At 74.4% G+C, this 17,900-nt stretch carries 11 protein-coding genes; 7 read left to right on the top strand and 4 right to left on the bottom strand.

The features are described from left to right. Positions 1–30: 30 nt before the first annotated feature. The 7 genes from JNW98_RS16035 (at position 31) to JNW98_RS16005 (ending at position 13,754) form a co-directional block, all read left to right on the top strand. Positions 31–3,072 carry an AfsR/SARP family transcriptional regulator gene (locus JNW98_RS16035; protein WP_223768902.1) on the top strand — a complete coding sequence of 1,014 codons (3,042 nt, stop codon included), beginning with the start codon at positions 31–33 and terminating at the stop codon, positions 3,070–3,072. Positions 3,073–3,455: 383 nt separating this feature from the next. Further along, positions 3,456–5,276, top strand: coding sequence for an aromatic prenyltransferase (locus tag JNW98_RS16030; protein ID WP_223768901.1), 1,821 nt, complete (start codon positions 3,456–3,458; stop codon positions 5,274–5,276). 61 nt (positions 5,277–5,337) lie between these two features. Then, positions 5,338–7,128 carry an FAD-dependent monooxygenase gene (locus JNW98_RS16025; protein ID WP_223768900.1) on the top strand — a complete coding sequence of 597 codons (1,791 nt, stop codon included), beginning with the start codon at positions 5,338–5,340 and terminating at the stop codon, positions 7,126–7,128. Between the two features lie 49 nt (positions 7,129–7,177). Then, positions 7,178–8,695 carry an FAD-binding oxidoreductase gene (locus JNW98_RS16020; RefSeq protein ID WP_223768899.1) on the top strand — a complete coding sequence of 506 codons (1,518 nt, stop codon included), beginning with the start codon at positions 7,178–7,180 and terminating at the stop codon, positions 8,693–8,695. Positions 8,696–8,777: 82 nt separating this feature from the next. Then, positions 8,778–10,397 (top strand): prenyltransferase/squalene oxidase repeat-containing protein, encoded by a 1,620-nt coding sequence (locus tag JNW98_RS16015; protein WP_223768898.1) that lies wholly within the window; start codon positions 8,778–8,780, stop codon positions 10,395–10,397. Positions 10,398–10,436: 39 nt separating this feature from the next. Continuing rightward, positions 10,437–12,548: an MMPL family transporter gene (locus JNW98_RS16010; RefSeq protein ID WP_223768897.1), complete on the top strand. Its 2,112-nt coding sequence runs from the start codon at positions 10,437–10,439 to the stop codon at positions 12,546–12,548. Positions 12,549–12,653: 105 nt separating this feature from the next. Then, positions 12,654–13,754, top strand: a complete 1,101-nt coding sequence (locus JNW98_RS16005) for an AfsR/SARP family transcriptional regulator (protein ID WP_223768896.1) — start codon at positions 12,654–12,656, stop codon at positions 13,752–13,754. 67 nt (positions 13,755–13,821) lie between these two features. Here the strand turns inward: JNW98_RS16005 and JNW98_RS16000 are convergent, their stop codons facing one another. From JNW98_RS16000 to JNW98_RS15985, 4 genes are all read right to left on the bottom strand, one after another. After that, positions 13,822–14,835, bottom strand: coding sequence for a class I SAM-dependent methyltransferase (locus JNW98_RS16000; protein ID WP_223768895.1), 1,014 nt, complete (start codon positions 14,833–14,835; stop codon positions 13,822–13,824). After that, on the bottom strand, positions 14,832–15,899 hold the full coding sequence (locus JNW98_RS15995; RefSeq protein WP_223768894.1) for a type III polyketide synthase: 1,068 nt from the start codon (positions 15,897–15,899) through the stop codon (positions 14,832–14,834). The genes JNW98_RS16000 and JNW98_RS15995 overlap by 4 nt, the downstream gene beginning before the upstream one ends. Before the next feature lie 140 nt (positions 15,900–16,039). Continuing rightward, positions 16,040–17,194, bottom strand: coding sequence for a DegT/DnrJ/EryC1/StrS family aminotransferase (locus JNW98_RS15990; protein ID WP_223768893.1), 1,155 nt, complete (start codon positions 17,192–17,194; stop codon positions 16,040–16,042). Continuing rightward, positions 17,194–17,736 carry a cupin domain-containing protein gene (locus JNW98_RS15985; RefSeq protein ID WP_223768892.1) on the bottom strand — a complete coding sequence of 181 codons (543 nt, stop codon included), beginning with the start codon at positions 17,734–17,736 and terminating at the stop codon, positions 17,194–17,196. Before JNW98_RS15985 ends, JNW98_RS15990 begins: the two co-directional genes overlap by 1 nt. Positions 17,737–17,900: the final 164 nt, after the last annotated feature.

The following is a 17,900-nucleotide window of genomic DNA, read 5'->3' as shown; positions in this document are numbered from 1 at the left end:
CGGGGCGTGCGGGTCCTGGAGGGAGGCTGGGTGGCGCCCCGATTGTCGTTTCAGGTGCTGGGGCCGCTCAAGGTGAGCGTGGACGGCAGACCACTGCTCCTGCGCAGCGCCCGGCAGCGCACGTTACTGGCCCTGCTGCTGCTCACCCCGGGACGCGCCGTCTCCGTCGACGCGCTCGCGGACGCCGTCTGGTCCGGCGACCCGCCCGCCACCGCGCGCAACCAGATCGCCATCTGTGTCTCCGCGCTGCGCAGGACCTTCCGCGACGAGGCGGGCGCGGACGGCCTCATCGAGACGCAGCTGCCCGGCTACGTCCTGCACAGCGAGAGCCACTACGTCGACGTGGCCGACCTGTACGCGTCGGCCGCGGCTGCCCGGGCCGCCGTCGAGGCGGGGGACGCGAACGAGGCCGCGGCCCGCTTCGAACACGCCCTCGCGCTCTGGTCGGGGCCGGTGCTCGACGGCCTGGACGGCGGCGCGCTCAGCGGCGCGGTCGGCCGGATCTCCGAGCTGCGGACGAATCTGACCGAGGAGTACGCCGCCGTCCGGCTCCGGCAGGGCCGCTACCGGTCGGTGGTGGAGTGGCTGGCGCCGGTCGTCGCCGAACACCCGCTGCGCGAGTACGCCCGCGCCCTCCTCATGCGGGCGTACCACCTGTCGGGCCGCCGGTCCGAAGCGCTGGACTGCTACCGCGAGGGGCGCCGCGTCCTCGTCGCCGAGCTGGGCGTCGAGCCCGGCACCGAACTGCGGGAGGCGCACCGCGAGGTGCTGGCGGGCGAGGAGCGCGTCACGGCCGCGCCGGACACCGCCGCCGCGCCGGACACCGCCGCCACCCCTGCCTCCGTGCCCGCCGAAGCCCCCGTCCCCGCCACCGTGCCGCACCGCATCCCCCTGCCCCCCGAGCCGTTCGTCGGACGCGAGGGCGAACTGCGGCTCCTGGAGCGGCTCGTGCCCTCGTCACGGGGGTACGCCGACGGCACGCCGGCCGGCGTCGCCGCGATATGCGGCCCGGCCGGCGTCGGCAAGAGCGCGCTGGCCCTGCACTGGGCCGACCGCATGGCGGAGCACTTCCCCGACGGCCGCCTCCACCTGGACCTCCGGGACCCGCACGGCGGCCCCGGATCCCCCGCGGCCGCCCTGGAGCAGGCGCTCCGCGCGCTCGGCGTGCCCGGCACCGCGATCCCCGCCGGCCTGGAGGACCGCGCGGCGCTCTACCGCGGCGCCCTCGACGGCAGACGGCTGCTCGTCGTCCTCGACGACGCCCGCTCCGCGGCGCAGGTCCGCCCCCTGCTGCCCGGCCGCGGCCCAGCCCGGGCCCTGGTCACCAGCCGGGACCCGCTGCACGGCCTCGCCGGGGCGTCCCTGGTCCGGGTGGAACTGGGCGTCATGAGCCGGGCCGAGGGCCTGGACCTGCTCACCGCCACGATCGGGGAACACCGGATGGCGGCCGAACGGACTGCGGCCGAGCGCCTGGTGGACCTGTGCGACCGGCTTCCGCTGGCCCTGCGGGTCGTCGCCACCCGGCTGCTGTCCGACGACCGGTGGACGCTGCGTCAGATGGCGGCGCGGATGGAGGACCGCCGCGAGCGCGTGAGCATGCTCAGCCCCGGCGAGAGCGGGGTCCGGTCGAGCGCCTGGATCGGCTACCGGGCCCTCTCGGTGCAGGACGCCCGGCTCTACCGGCAGTTGAGCATGCTGGACGGGCCCGACTTCCCGGCCTGGATCGGCGTCCCCGTCCTCGGCGTCGGCCCGCGGGCGTCCGAGGACGTGCTCCACCGCCTCGTCGCCGCCCGGCTCCTCGACGTCCGGCCGGGGCACGGCGGCACGAGCCGCTTCCGCTTCCCGGACGCCCTGCGCCGGTTCGCCCGCGAGCGGTGCCTGGCCGAGGACGACGAGCAGGAGCGCGAACGGACCCTGGACCGGGTCCTGAACGCGGTGCTCACGCTGGTGCGCGCGGCCCAGGAGCAGCTGTACGGCAAGGGCGACGCCCCGCACGGCGGCCCGGCGTCCGCCGGGACGGTCCCGGGCGAGACGGTGAGCGAACTCGTCGCCGAACCCATCGAGTGGTTCGAGGCCGAGCGGGAGGCGCTCGGCGCGCTCGTCGCGCAGGCGGTGCGCGAGGGCCGGACGGAACGCGCCTGGCACCTCGCCGTCGGCATGGTCCCGTTCTACGAGATCCGCAACCACCTGGAGGACTGGCGGCGCACCGCCGAATGCGCCCTGGAGGGCGCCCGGCACGCCGGCGACACCCGCGGGGCGGGCACCATGCTCCGCTCCCTGGGCACCCTCGCCATCTACCAGCGCCGCTACGAGGAGGCGCGGGAGCGGCTGCTCACCGCGCTGTCCTGCCTGGAGCGGAGCGACGACATCCAGGGCCGGGCCATCGTGCGGCGCAACCTCGCGGTGTGCGCCCGCTTCTACGGCGACCTCACCGAGGCGGCCCGCTACTGCGAGGAGTCCCTGACGCTGTTCCGGCGGGCCGGCGACGACTCCGGCCTCTCCCACGCGCTGGGGCTGCTCGCCCAGATCGAGATCGAGCAGGGCGACCCGGAACGCGGCGTGGAGCTCAGCAACCAGGCGATCGAGGTCAGTTACCAGGCGGGCTCGCTGCGCAGCCGCACCCAGAACCTCTACCGGCTCGCGGAGGCGCTGCTCGGCGCGGGCCGCTCCGCGCAGGCCGAGCGGGTCTGCCACGACGTGGTGGGGCTCGCCCGCGGCCAGGGTGACCGGCTCGGCGAGGCCCACGGCCTGTGCGCCCTCGGCGAGGCCCAGTGGCGGCAGCACGAGCCGCACAAGGCCCGCGCCAGCCTGCTGCTCGCGCTGCGCCTCGCCGAAGAGGTGGGTGACCGGTTCCTGCAGGCCCGCATCGTCACCCACCTCGCCTGCGCGGACGCGGTCCGCGGCGGCGCGGGCGCGGGCGAGCCGCTGGACTGGGCCCAGGAGGAGTTCCGTACGCTCAACGCGCCGACGTGGGAGCGGCGTGTCGGCCGGCTGCGCGAGGCCCTGGAGTCGCACGACGCGGTCCGTCCCATCGAGGGAGCGGTCCTGGCCTGCCTGCTCGCCGACCGCTGACGCGACGTGGCCCACCGCTGACCCGCGCACCCCGATCCGCCGGGGCGCGCGGACACGTCACGTCCAGGGCAGGTCGTCGTCGTCCGCCCCGGAGCCGGGGAGCTGCGGAGGGACGGGCGCGGTGCCGGCGGGCGTCCTGGTGACCGTACGGGTACGGGGTCTGCGCATGAAGGAAACTCCTCATGGATGCGCCGGAATTGTTTTCCCAGTTTTCCGAAGTACGTGGAACGGTTTTCCTCCGACATTCTAGAGGAGCGCGCTTTTGACGCGCTTTCGCCGCCGTTTCGCGTGCTCGAAATCGATCCGATAACGCGCGGAGAGAACCCGGGGTTAGGGTCCTGGCAGGTTGTTCCCAGGAGATGCCACGGGACGGAGATCGCGCTGTGCCGCATTCCACTGGTGCCGCTTCCCGGCCCGTCGAAAAGGACGTCGGCCGGGACGGCCCGGACGCCGAGACGCCCGGACCGCTCGCCTTCCGGCTGCTCGGCCCGGTCTCCGCGACCCGGGCCGGCGCGGCGGTCCCGCTGGCCGGGACGAAGGTCCACACCGTACTCGCGGTGCTGCTGCTCGCGCGCGGCGCGCCGGTCGCCGACCGGCGGCTGAGCGCCGCGCTGTGGGGAGACGCGCCCCCGCCCACGGCGCCCGCCCAGCTCTACACCCATGTCTCCCGGCTCAGGAAAGCGCTGGGAAACGGGGCGCGCATCCACCGGAAAGGAACGGGTTACGTTTTCGACGGCCGGGGGGCGGAGGTCGACCTGCTCGCTTTCGAGCGGCTCGAGCGGCTCGGCGGGCAGGCGCTCGGGGAAAACCGCCACGACGAAGCGTCGGGACTGCTCGGCGCCGCACTCGGCCGCTGGAGCGGACAGGCCCTGGAGAACACGACCGAGCATCTGCTGCGGTACGAGCGCCCGCGGCTGGAAGCCCTGCGGAAGCGGACGCTGGAGCGCCGGATCGAGGCGGACCTGTCGCTCGGCAGGCACCGCTCGCTGGTGCCCGAACTCCTGTCCCTGGTCGCCCGCTTCCCCACGGACGAGACCCTGCGCGCCCAGCTCATCACCGCGCTGGACCGCTCCGACCGGCAGGCCGAGGCCGTCCGGGTCTACGGCGAGGGCCGCCGGATCCTCGACGAACAACTCGGCGTCCTGCCCGGCCGGCGGCTCAGCGGCGCCTATCTGCGGATGCTGCGCGGCGGGAGCGCCGGCCCGCCGGACAGCCGGGTTCCCGACCGGCGGCCGAGACCGGCCGCCACGAACACAAGGATGGTGACTGCCGTGAGCGAGCCCGACCCGACCACCCGGGGGAGCGCCGCCGAGGCCCTCCGCTCGGCCATCGAGGAGGCGGCCGGGCTGCTGGAGGTGGACTACGCGCGCGACGACGTGCGGCGCGTCCTGGACGTGTACGGAGGCGACCTCACCCGGGCCGTGGTCGCGTTCCGGGTGTCCACCGGCGCGCACCGCACGGGCGAGCTCGACTGCCGGTTCACGGTGCCGCGGGACGTCGACCCCTACCGACTCGCCCTGGAACACGGGCTGTTGGAGGAGACCGGCCACCCCGTGGGCCGGCTGCTGGCCGAACTGAGCGCCCACTGTCCCGTGGACGGCTACGGCATCGACTTCGGTGTCGTGGGCGGCTTCAAGAAGATCTGGGCGGTGCTGCCCCGCACCGCGCTCCAGGACGTCCGCGGACTCGCCGGCCTCCCGTCGATGCCCCGCGCCCTGGGCGAGAGCCTCGGCTTCGTCGCCCGGCACGGCCTGGGCGACACCGTGGGCCTGCTCGGCATCGACTACCGCCACCGCACCGTGAACGTCTACTTCGGCGAGCCGCCCGCCGGGGGCATCGCCCCCGAGTCCGTACGCGCCATGCTCCGCGAGGTCGACCAGGCGGAACCGAGCGAGCAGATGCTCCGGCTCGGCCGCCGGGCCTTCGGCGTGTACGTGACGCTCACCTGGGACTCGCCGGTCATCGAGCGGATCTGCTTCGCCGTGGCGACGACGGATCCGTTCTCCCTGCCCGTCGAACTCGACGAGCGGATCGGGCGGTTCGTCCGCCACGTGCGGCGGGCCGACCCGGACACCCGGTTCGTCTACGCCGTCGCCTCCCAGCCCGACGGCGAGTACTACAAGCTCCAGTCCTACTACCGCTGGGATTCCGGCGTGCGGGACATCATGCGGCTCCCCGAAGGGGCCCTCGCGGACCCGGTGTGACCGGCGCGGCCCCTCACCTCCCCCTGTCTTCTTCCCTTTCCCTCCTTCGGAAGGACCGATCGTGAGCACCCTGAAAGTCCCGGTACTGATCGTGGGCGGCGGCGGTTCCGGGCTGGCAGCCTCCGTCTTCCTCTCCGGCCACGGCGTCGACCACCTGCTGGTCGAGCGCCGCGCGGACACCTCGCGCCTGCCGAAGGCGCACTACGTCAACCAGCGCACCATGGGCATCTTCCGCCAGCACGGCCTGGCGGACGACGTGGCCGAACGGGCCGCGTCACCCGAGCAGTTCGGCACGGTCCGCTGGCAGACCACGCTCACCGGGCCCGGCCCGCTCGACGGCCGGGTCATCCACGAGATGGACGGCTTCGGCGGCGGCGCGCTGCGCGAGCGGTACGAGGCGGCGGGCCCCGCGCTGCCGGCCAAACTGCCTCAGCTGCGGCTGGAACCGGTGCTGCGGCGCCACGCGGAGGAGCGCAACCCCGGACACGTCCGGTTCGGCCACGAGCTGGTCTCGCTCACCGAGAACGGCGACGGCGAGGACGTCACCGCCGAGATCCGCTGCGTGGAGACCGGCGGCGTCACCACGGTCACGGCGCGCTACGTGATCGCGGCGGACGCCGGCCGCACGGTCGGCCCCGCCCTCGGCGTCCGCATGGAGGGCCTGCCCGCCCTCTTCGACGCCACCACGGCCTACTTCTCCGCCGACCTCTCCGCCTGGTGGACCGGGGGCTCGGTCATCACCTGGTTCCTCAACCCCTACCGCCCCGACCTCTCCAGCGCCCTCATCGAGATGGGCCCCACCTGGGGAAAGCACTGCGAGGAGTGGGGACTCCACCTGCCGCTCGCCGGCATCGACCGCACCGACGAGAAGGCGGTCACCGGCCGCATCCGCGAGGTCCTCGGCCTGCCCGACCTCGAACTCACCCTGCACGACGTGACGAGCTGGAGCGTGGAGGCCGTGCTCGCCGAACGCTACCGCCACGGCCGGGCGTTCCTCGTCGGCGACGCCGCCCACCGCCAGCCGCCCGCCGTCGGCCTCGGCCTCAACAGCGGCATCCAGGACGCGCACAACCTCGCCTGGAAGCTCGCCGGGGTGCTCTCCGGTCGCGCCGGCGAGGACCTGCTCGACACCTACGAGGCCGAGCGCCGGCCCGTCGGCCAGGCCAACCTGGGCTGGGCGATGTCCGCCGCCGCGCACCACCAGGTGGTCATCGACGCCGCCGTCGGCCTCGGCCCGCACGTGCCGCCGGAGCGCCGCACGCCCGCGTTCTTCTCCTACTTCTCGCCGACCCCGGTCGGCGCCGCGCAGCGCGCCAGAGCGGCGGAGATCTTCGCCACCCACCGCGGCGAGTGCCAGGCCCTCGACGTGGAGACCGGCTTCGCCTACGAGCAGGGCGCGGTCGTCCCGGACGGCAGCCGGCCGCCGGCCCGCGCGCCGCTGGGCGACGAGTACCGGCCCACGACGCGTCCGGGGCACCTGCTGCCGCACGCCTGGGCCGAGCGCGACGGCCGGCGCGTGTCCACCCACGACCTGGTCGGCCCCGACGCGGGCTTCGTGCTGATCACCGGGGCGGACGGGGAGGCGTGGACCGAGGCCGCCGCGACGGCGGCCGAGAAGCTCTCCGTCCCCGTGACCGTCGTCCGGATCGGCGCCGACGGCGAGGGCGCGGAGTACACCGACGCCGACGGCACATGGGCGCGCCTGCGCGGGACGGACGGCGCCGGCGCCGGTGGCGCCCTCCTCGTACGGCCCGACCAGCACGTGGCCTGGCGCGCCGCGGGCGCCGCGGCGGACCCCGCGGAAGCCCTGACCGGTGCGCTCGCCCTCGTCCTGGGGCACCGGGCGCCGTGACCGCCCGCACCGCCCTCCCGAACCCCCTGACCCCCACGGAAGAAGCAGCATGATCGACAGAAGGTCCTTCCTCGCCGGCACCGGCGGTGCCGCGCTGGCCGTCACGGCACTGACCGGCGCCGCGCAGCCCAAGTCGACTGTCACGAACACCCGTTGGGGACGGCTCGCCGACCGGCTCCAAGGGCGCCTCGTGCTCCCGTCCGACGCGGACTACCAGCGCGCCAAGCAGCTGTACCAGGTCCAGTTCGACACCGTCAGCCCCCGCGCGGTCGCCTACTGCGCCTCCGCCGCCGACGTCGCCGCCTGCGTGCGCTTCGCCGAGGCGTACGGCATACCCGTCGCCGCGCGCAGCGGCGGCCACAGCGCGGGCGGATACTCGACCACCCAGGGCCTGGTAGTCGACGTGTCGGGCCTCAACTCCGTGGTGCGCGGCGAGCGTTCGGTGCGGGTGGGGCCGGGCGCCCAGTCCGTCGACATCGCGGACACGCTCGCCCCGGCCGGCCTCGGCCTGTCCATCGGATACTGCCCCACCGTCGCGGCCGGCGGCTTCCTCCAGGGCGGCGGCATGGGCCTGTTCACCCGCAGCATCGGCGTCGCCTCCGACAAGGTGACCGCCGCGCAGGTGGTCCTCGCCGACGGCCGCACGGTCACCGCCTCGCCGCACCGCAACAGCGACCTCTTCTGGGCCCTGCGCGGCGGCGGTGGCGGCAACTTCGGGATCGTCACCTCGTACGAGGTCACCCCCTCGCCGCTGACGGACGTGGCCGCCGTCAACCTCGTCTGGACCTTCGACCAGGCACTGGACATGCTCGACGGCTGGACCCGGTGGCTGCCCGACGCGCCGTGGACGATCGGCAGCGGCGTCAACGTCACACTGACCGACGCCGGCCCCGGCACGGTGCCGACCGCCGCCGTCTTCCTGGGCTCGGTGGACACCGGCAAGGGGTTCGACGACGAGATCGCCCGCCTGGTCTCGCTGGTCGGCCGCCCCCCGGTGGCGCGGCGGCAGTTCACCGCACCGTACAAGTCCGTCCTGATGTCGCTGTACCAGTGCTCCGAGCTCACCGCCCAGCAGTGCCACCGCTCCGACACGACCCCCGGCGGGACGCTCCAGCGCCCGGCGTTCGGGGCCTGGCGCAGCCGACTGTTCGGGCGGACGATGCCGCGCGAGGGCTGGGCGAAGGCGCTGAAGGCGTTCGACGCGAGCCGGTTCCCCGGCCAGATGCGCCAGTTGCAGATCTCCGCCCTCGGCGGCCGTGTCAACACCGTGCGCCGCGACGCCACCGCCTACGTCCACCGCGACAGCCTCTTCTCGGTCAGCTACCTCACCTCGAACACCGCCGGGCCGGTCCCGCAGGAGGCCAGGTCCGCCGCATGGGAGTACGTCGACCGCGGCTTCTCGGTGATCGACCCGTACTCCAACGGCGAGACGTACCAGAACTTCATCGACCCGCGCCTGCCGGACTGGCGGCGTTCGTACTACGCCGAGAACCACGCCCGGCTGGCGCGCATCAAGCGGAAGTACGACCCACACCGGTTCTTCCGGTTCGCCCAGGGCATCGGCTGACGGCCGCCGGGCCGTCCGCCACCCCACGGTCCGCCACCCCACGTACCCGGCGGCCTTCTGGCCGGTTCGGAAGGAGCACTCCATGAAGATCGCGGACCCGGCGCGCCCGGCCCCGCTGCCCCTGCCCGACGGGGTCTCCCCCGACGAGGTGCGCCGGGCCACGGCCCGGTTGGTCGCGTACGTCGGCGGCAGGACCGACGACGACGGCGCGATACGCGAGCAGTGCGAGAGCAGAGTGCTGGAATCGGCGCTCGCCCTGTCGCTGATGGCCAGGACGGGCACGGACGGCCCGGCCCGCGGCCGCCTCCTCGGCTACCTGCGCGGCCACCAGGAGTCCCCGGACGCGCTCGACCGGGTGCTCGCCTCGCGGGCCGTCGGACTCGCCGCGGGCCGGGACCCCGGCGGCGACGGCGCCCTCGCCGGCACCCTGGCGTCGGGCGTCCTCGACGCCGCGCCGGGCTTCATCTCCACCCGCCGCCGCCTGATGGTCTACGCGGTGCTCTCGGTACTCGGCTGCCCGCTGCCCGCCGACGCCGGACTCCCGGGCGGCGGACGGGTGCCCACCGACCCGCTGCACTCCTGGGCCGCCGTCCAGCAGGCGGCCATCACCCTGATCATCGCCGGCGCCCTCGGCGAACGGAACCGGGCCACCGCGGCAGCCCTGGACACCCTCCTGGCCACCGACCCCGCCGGCACGGTGTGGGAGGGCTACGCGCTGATGCACCTGCTGGTGCTGCACGCGCTGGCCGGCACCCCCGGCCACGAGGAGACCGTGCGCCGCGGCCTCGCGACGCTGCTGCGCCACCAACGCACCGACGGCGGCTTCCCGTTCGTCCTGGAGATGCACAACTGGTGCACCTCCACCGGCGGCCTCGCCCTGCACGCCGCCGGCGCCGACCCGGCGCTGCTGCGCCGGATGGCCGGGACGCTCGCCGCCCGGCGGGGCGGCGCGCCGCTGCCCTCGCTCTCCCGCGGCAAGGCGCTGACCGGCGGCTGGTCGATGTCGCCGCTCGTCGCGCAGAACGACGTCGACGACACCTCCTGCGCCCTGGAGTTCCTCCAGGCGGTCGCCCCGGCCGCGCACGCCGGGACGATAGCCGGTGGGGTGGCCGCGCTGCTGGCCGTGCAGGGCGCGGACGGCGGCTTCCCGACCTACGTCGAGGGCGCCTCCTCCGAACCGTGCATGACGGCCGCCGCGGTCTGCGCGCTCGGCCCGCACCCCGCCGCCGCACCGCGGCGGGCGAAGGCCCTGGCGTTCCTCGCCGACAGCCAGCACGCCGACGGCGGCTTCGAGCCGGGCTGGAGCCGCAGCCGGCTGCACAGCCTGTTCCGGGTGCGGCTCGCCGCCTGCACGGCGGGCCCGGACGACGCGCGCACCGCCGCCATGGCCGCGCGGATCGAGCGGACGGTGCGCGCGACGCAGAACGCCGACGGCGGCTGGGGCATGCGGCCCGGCGACCCCAGCGACGACATCAGCACCGCCTACGGCCTGATCACCCTCTGCCACGCCGACGACCCGCGGCCCGTCGGCGCCGCGCTGACCTGGCTGCTGGAGCGGCAGAAGGCCGACGGCAGTTACGGCGGCCCGCCCGACATGGTCGGCCCGCGCCCCTTCGCGTACCACTTCCCGCTGCTCACCGACATCCCGGTGCTGCTCGCGTTCGGGCACGCCCGCGCGCGCGTCCGGCACCTGGGCGGCTGAGAGACGCGGTCCACTCCCACGGAACACGGAGACACAGACATGCTGCGAAAACTGGCCGCCCTGCCCAGTGGAAGGGTGGGCAAGTGGGTCGTCATCGCGCTCTGGACCGTCGTCCTGGTCCCGGCGCTGATGCTGGCCGGCAAGCTCGGTGACGCGGAGGAGAACGACAACTCGGCCTGGCTGCCCGGCAACGCCGAGTCCACCGCCGTCGTCGAACGCGCCCGGAAGGTGACGCCGGTCGACTCCGTGCCCGCGATCGTGGTCTACGAACGGGCCGCCGGGGTCACCCAGGCGGATCTGGCCAAGGCGCGCGCGGACGCCAAGGCGTTCCAGGGCATCGAGAACGTCGTCGGCACCCCGCAGGGGCCGGTCGCGTCCCAGGACGGCAAGGCCCTCCAGACCGTCGTCCAGGTCCACAAGGACAAGTCCGGTTGGGAAGGGCTCGGCAAGGTCGTCGACGCGATGACCGACGTCGGCGAGGACGGCGCGGACGGCCTCGGCTTCCACGTCGCGGGCCCGGCCGGCTACGGCGCCGACTCCATCAAGGCGTTCGGCGGCGGCGGCGCGCTCACCACGATCACCGCGCTCGTCGTGGTCGCGATCCTGCTGCTCACCTACCGGAGCCCACTGCTGCCCCTGCTGCCGTTGATCACCGTCGGCGTGGCGCTGACGGCGGCCAAGGCCCTGATCTACCTGCTGGCCGACAACGCCGGCCTCGTCGTCAACAAACAGACCGGCTTCATCCTCGTCGTGCTCATCTTCGGCGCCGCCACCGACTACGCGCTGCTGCTGATCTCCCGCTACCGGGAGGAACTGGCGCGGCACGAGGACCGGCACCAGGCGATGGCCGAGGCCCTCTACCGCTCCGGACCCGCGATCGTGGCCAGCGCGGCGACCGTCGCGATCAGCCTGATGCTGCTGATGCTCGCCGTCCTCAACTCCACCAAGGGCATGGGCCCGGCCTGCGCCATCGGCGTCCTGGTCGGCCTGCTCGCCATGACGACGCTGATGCCGGCCCTGCTCGTCGCCTGCGGCCGGTGGATCTTCTGGCCGGTGAAACCGGTGTACGGCGCCGAGCAGGTGACGAAGGAGAGCGTCTGGACCCGCGTCGGGAACGCCATCTCGGGCCGCCCGCGGCTGGTCTGGGCGGGCACCGTCGTGGTGCTCGCCGCGATGGCCCTCGGCACGCTCGGGCTCGACGCCTCGGGCCTGGCCAACAAGGACCAGTTCACCGGAAAGCCGCGGATGGCGGTGGCCGAGGAGGTCCGGGCCGCCCACTTCCCGGCCGGATCGGGCGATCCCGTCTACGTCGTCGCCGAGGCCGGCGCGGCCGGCCGGGTACGGACGGCGCTCGCGGAGGTGCCCGGCATCGGCTCCGTCGCGGAGCCGGTGGTCCGGGACGGCGGAGCGGTGCTGCTCGCCCAGCTGAAGGACGAGCCCAGCAGCGCGGCGGCGCGGCGCACCGTCGAACGCGCCAGGACCGCGGTCCACCGGATCGAGGGCGCGGACGCCCAGGTCGGCGGCAGCACCGCGATCATGGTCGACACGGAGAACGCCGCGACCCGCGACTCCAAGGTGATCATCCCGATCGTGCTGCTCGTGGTGCTGCTCATCCTGGGCGTGCTGCTGCGCGCGGTGATCGCGCCCCTGCTGCTGATGGCCACGGTGCTGCTGTCGTTCGGCGCGGCGCTCGGCGTGAGCAGCCTGGTGTTCGAGCACGTGCTCGGACTGGCCGGGGCCGAAGCCTCGTTCCCGCTGCTCGCCTTCGTGTTCCTGGTCGCGCTGGGCATCGACTACAACATCTTCCTGGTGACCCGGATCCGCGAGGACGCGCTGTCGCTCGGCACCCGGCGTGCCGCGCTCACCGGCCTGACCTCCACCGGCGGCGTGATCACCTCGGCGGGCGTGGTGCTGGCCGGCACCTTCGCGGCGATGGCCTCGCTGCCGCTGGTCTTCGCGGTGGAACTGGGCTTCACGGTGGCGTTCGGCGTGCTGCTCGACACCGTCGTGGTGCGCTCGGTCCTGGTCACCGCGCTCGTCCTGGACACGGGCCGCTGGATGTGGTGGCCCGGCGCGCTGTTCCGGCGCCGCGACGACGCCCCGGCACCGGCCGGCGAGTCCGGCCAGACGCCCGCGTACAGCGGCGCCTGACCGCCGGGGCGGGCCCGTAGCGGCGGCCACCACCCGCGCGGTCCGGGGCAGGTCCGGGCACACACCTTCAGGGCGGACCCTAGGAGTGCGAAGACGATGGACGCGATGGACACGTTGGACAGGACGGGCGGCGACGTCCGCCACGGCACCATGACCACCGTCCCGGTGGCCGTCGGACGGCGCGGACGGCAGGCCGGCCCCCCGCAGGGGACGACGGGCGGCCCGGACGGCGGAGGCGCCCGGCGCATCGCCGAACTGGAGCGCGAGGTGCGGGAGTTGCAGCGTGCGAACGAGACCCTCAAGCAGTACGTCAGCAAGGCCCTCGACCTCGACACCGGCTCCCCCCGGCGCCCGGACGACCCCGTCCCGCACCTCTCCGGACAGGACGGCCCGGCCGCGTACGGACCACCGCCGCGTCCCGTGCCGGACGCCGGGGTGGAGTTCCGGGTGCTCGGCCCGGTCGAGGCGGCCGTCGGCGGCCGGTGGGTGGACCTCGGCGCGCCCAAGCAGCGCGCGGCACTCGTGCTGCTGGTCAGCCAGGTGGGCCAGCCGGTCTCGGTGGACGTGCTGGTGGAGGCGCTGTGGGACGGCCGCCCGCCACAGTCGGCCATCACGTCGCTCCACGCGTACATCGCCAACCTCCGGCGCGTCCTGGAGCCGGACCGGGCCCCGCGCACCCCCGCGACCGTGCTGTGCACCCGCGGCCGCGGCTACCTGCTCGACAGCCGGGCCGTCCACGTCGACGCCCACCGCTTCTGGGAGAACGCCACCGCCGGCTGGCAGGCGCTCGACCGCGGTGACCCGCAGCGCGCGCTGCACGCCTTCGAGGCCGGCCTCGACCTGTGGCGCGGCGAGGCGTACGCGGAGGCGGCCACCGCCCCGCACGTCGCCCCCGAAGCCGTCCGCCTGGAGGAACTGCGCCTCTCGGTCACCGAGAGCCGCTGCGCCACCCTCATCGCGGTGGGCAACCACGAGATGGCCGTGCCCGAACTGGTGGCCTTCACCCAGGCCCACCCCCTGCGCGAGTACGGCTACGAGCTGCTGAGCCTCGCCCTGTACCGGGCGGGCCGGCAGGCCGACGCCCTGTCCGTGCTGCGGCTCCACCAGAAGAAGATGGTGGACGACCTGGGCATCTCGCCCAGCCCCGCGCTCCGGCACCTGGAGCGGGAGATCCTGCGCCAGGCACCGGAGCTCGAGCGCTCCTAGCGCGGACCCGCCGCCACCTCCGGCGCGACAGCCCCCAAAGGGGCCGCCGCGCCGGAGGTTTCCCCTGTCAGCGGGCGAGGACGAGCGTGGTCGGCGACGGGGTCTCCAGGAAGCGGACGTCCTCGAACCCGGCGGCGGTGAGCCACTGCCGGTAGTCGCGCCGCCGCCACGTGGAGCCGTGCCGGCTCTTGAGGAGCATCTCCCCGGCGAAGGTCAGCGCGAAGGGCGGGCCGGCACGGTCGTCGTCGACGACGTAGTCCGAGACGACGAGCGTGCCGCCGGGCCGCAGCGCCCGGCGGGCCCGGGCGAAGACCGCCTGATTGTCCTCGGGCCCCTCCTGGTGGGCGATGTTCGAGTACATGACGACGTCGTGCTCGTCCTCGCCGAAGTCGACGGTGTGGAAGTCCCCGTCGACGTGGTCCACCCGCTCGCCCACGCCCTGCTCCGCCAGGAGCCGCCGGGCGATCGCGTTGATGGGAGCCCAGTCGACCTGGACGGCGCGGGCCTCGGGGTTGAGCCCCAGCCAGACGGCCGAGCAGACCCCCGAGCCGCCGCCGATGTCGAGGACCGAGATCTTCCCGGCGTCCGCCAGCCCGAGCGCCTCGGCGGCGAGGCGCGCCACGGGTACGGTCTGCGCGGCCAGGGCCTGGACGAGCCGCTCCCAGTGCGGGTTGTCGGCGATCTCCACCACCGCGTCCGCCACCGGCCCGCCGGCGCGCACCACGTCGGGCAGCGCGGCGAGCGAGGCCAGGTGGCCCATCTTGAGGCGGGCGAACCCGGTCAGCGACTCCGGCCGGCCCGCCACGAGGAAGGCGGACGCCTCCGGGGTGTTGCGGTAGCGGCCCTCCGCCACCGCCACCAGGTCCAGGGCGACCAGGCTGTCCAGCAGCGCCTGCGCGCCGCGCGGCGCGATCCCGGCGCGCCCGGCCAGTTCCGCCGGGGTGGCGCCCTCCTCTTCCAGGTCCTCCAGGTGCGTGAACAGGTCGTACGTCGCCGCCGTCCCGAGGACGCCGGTGGCCCAGTATCCGTTGATCATCCGCATGACGCGGTCCGAGGTGGGGCCGTCCTGCGCGCCGGTCATGCGGTCCTCCCCGCGTACGGACGCCGTGCGGCCCCGGCCGCGGGACGCCCGCCGTCCGTGCCGTCGACCCAGGTGCCCAGGGCCATTTCGGCGGTGATGCCGGGACCGAAGCCGGCGATCACGCCGGTGGCGCCCGTCGGCAGCGGCCCCTCCTCGAACCGTCGGCGCAGCGCGTCCAGCACCACCGCGCTGGCGATGTTCCCGTACTCGGTCAGCGTCCCCCAGCTGTGCCGGAAGACCTCGCGGTCGACCCCCAGGTAGCGGGCGAGGTCGTCCAGGATCCGCGGGCCGCCGGCGTGGACGATGTAGAAGTCCAGGTCCGCGGCGTCCCAGCCGTGGCCCGCGGCGAGGTCGCGCAGCACCGGGGCGAGCGGTTCCATGGTGCCCGGCACCCGCCGGTCGAGCTGGAAGTGGAATCCGGTGCCGCGCACGGCGTAGGAGATCCACTCCTCGGTGTTCGGGATGAGGTACGAGGCGTTGCGCCGCAGCCGGACACCTGTGACGCCGGGGTCCTGCCGGCCGCGCACCACGGCCGCCGCCACCGCGTCCCCGAACAGGCCGTCGGACAGCAGCGAGCCGATGTCGTCGGCGTCGGGCTGGTAGCAGAGCGAGCACATCTCGCACGAGACGATCAGCGCGTTGCTGTCCGGGTGGGCCGCGCAGAAGTCGTGGGCCCGGTTGATCGCCGCCCCGCCCGCCGCGCAGCCCAGCTGGGCGATGGGCAGTTGCCGGGTGTCGTACCGGAACCCCATGGTGTTGATGAGCCACGCGGTGAGCGAGGGCATCATGAAGCCGGTGCACGACACGTAGACGATCGCGTCGATGTCCTCGGCCCGCAGCATGGCGTTGGCCAGCGCCTCCTCGACGACGTCGGGGCAGCGCTTCTTCGACTCGGTCTCGTAGATCCGGTTGCGCTCCTCGAAGCCCGGGTGCTCCAGGGTCTGTTCGATCGGCTGCACCAGGTGCCGCTTCCGCACGCCGGTGTTCCTTATCAAGCGGAGGGCGAGCGGCAGTTGGGGCTTTCCCGCGTGGGTCCGCTCGGCGAACTCCAGCGTCTGTTCCATGGTGATGGTGTACTCCGGCACGCGTACCGCGGGTCTGCACAGGACGGGCGCGTCCGGCGGCTGTTTCTCGGCGGGCTCTGGAAACTCGGAAAGTTCAGCAGGCTTGGTAAGTGACGACATGTCTCTGCCTCTTGCCTCGGTCAGTTCGGAGGGCGCAGGTGGTTCCGCAGCTCGGCCCGCAGGACCTCCGCGACCCGTTCGACCTGGTCCGGGCGGAGCTCCGCGTGCAGGGGAAGGGCCAGGTTGCGCTGGAAGAGGTCCGCCGAGACGGGACAGCTCCGCCCGGTGTCGAAGACCGGCTGCACATGGCAGGCCCAGGTGCCGTGGCCACAGCCGATGCCCCGGGCGCGCAGCGCGGCGGCGAGCCCGGAGCGGTCGACCCGCGGGTCGAGGGTCACCAGGTAGGACTGCCAGGCGTGGGTGCGGTCCGCCGGCACGTGCGGCAGCGTGAGCAGTTCCTCGTCGGCGAGCAGCCGCCCGTACGCCGCCGCGGCCGCGGTCCGGCGGTCCAGGAGTTCGCCGACCCGCTCCAGCTGCACCAGGAGGATCGCGGCGGCGATGTCGGACAGCTTGTAGTTGTAGCCGATCTCGGTGAACGAGGGGATCGGCAGGCCGGCCTCCCGCGCCTGGTCGTAGATGCTGCCGATGCCGAACGACGACCGGAGCCGGGCCGCCGCCCCGACGGCCGGGTCGGTGGCGAGCAGCGCCCCGCCCTCGCCGCTGGTGGCGCCCTTGCGGCCGTGGAACGACAGGCAGGCCACCGGTGCGAGCGTGCCCGCCGGGCGGCCCCGGTAGGTGGCGCCGACCGCGCAGGCGGCGTCCTCGACGAGGAAGAGGCCGTGGCGGTCGGTCAGGGCCGTCAACTCGGCGTAGTCGGCGGGCAGTCCGACGGTGTCCACCGCGATCACGCCGACCGTGCGCGGACCGATCAGGTCCGCCACCGCCCGGGGGTCGATGGTGCCGGTGTCGCGGCGCACGTCCGCGAAGACGGGCGTAGCGCCGGCGTAGCGCACCGCGTGGGCCGGGGCGGGGAAGGTGTGGTCGGCGACGATCACCTCGTCGCCGGGCTCGACGCCGAGCGCCAGCACGGCCAGGTGCAGGGCGGCCCCGCAGTTGCTCAGCGCGACCGCGTCGCCGACGCCGTAGCGGCTCTTCAGCAGGGCTTCGAGCGCCTTGCCCTTCGGGCCCTGGCCGGCGGGCCAGCCCGAGGCGAACACCTCGGCCACCGCCGCGAGTTCCCGTTCGCCCAGGCTGGCGTGGACGAGTGGGACGGCCTCCTCGGCCGTCACCGCCATCAGGCCCGCCCGGCCGGCGCGGGGACGGGCGGGGTGTAGCGGAGCGGGGTGATCTGCTGTACGTCGTACCGCTCGCGCATCCGCTCCACGGCCGCGGAGTCCACGGACCGGCCGGCGGCGAAGATCTCGACGATCTCCTCGAAGTAGCGCTCGTGGTCCGGCGAGGGAGAGCTCTGGAACAGCATCCGGGCCGGCCGGTCCGTGGGGTTCCGGAACGCGTGCGGGGTGCCCGGCGGCACGAACATGCAGCTGCCCGCGGTCGCCCGGACGGGCCGGTCGCCGCTCGGCGACTCCCAGTCGTGCCAGGTGTCCCCGGTCCGCTCGGCGGGCTCGAAGGCGAGGAGCTCCAACTCCCCTTCCAGGACGTAGAAAAATTCCTGGGAGTGGCTGTGGGTGTGGGCGCCGACGTCGAAGCCCGGCGGCACGACCACCTCGAACACGGAGGCGGCGGAGCCGTCCGCGGCCGTGACCTTGAAGGTCACGTCCTGCGCTTTCGTGGAGAGTCTCCGGCCGTGGCCGGGCGGGACGATGAGACCGCTCATGTGGTGTCGCTCTCTCGGGTGGACCGCCGGCGCGGCCTGGCCGGCCGCGCCGGCGGCGGAACTCTGCGGACAGCGGAGACCGGGGTGCCCCCGGGGGCCGGACGCGTCGCGGCGGCGGGGCGTCCCCGGCGAACCGCGCGATCCGCGCCCCGGGCCGGGCCGGC

The sequence above is a fragment of the Streptomyces huiliensis genome (genome assembly GCF_020037025.1).
Classification (GTDB): domain Bacteria; phylum Actinomycetota; class Actinomycetes; order Streptomycetales; family Streptomycetaceae; genus Streptomyces; species Streptomyces huiliensis.
The sequence above is the reverse complement of the archived record's forward strand: the minus strand, read 5'-3'. Positions and strand labels throughout refer to the sequence as shown.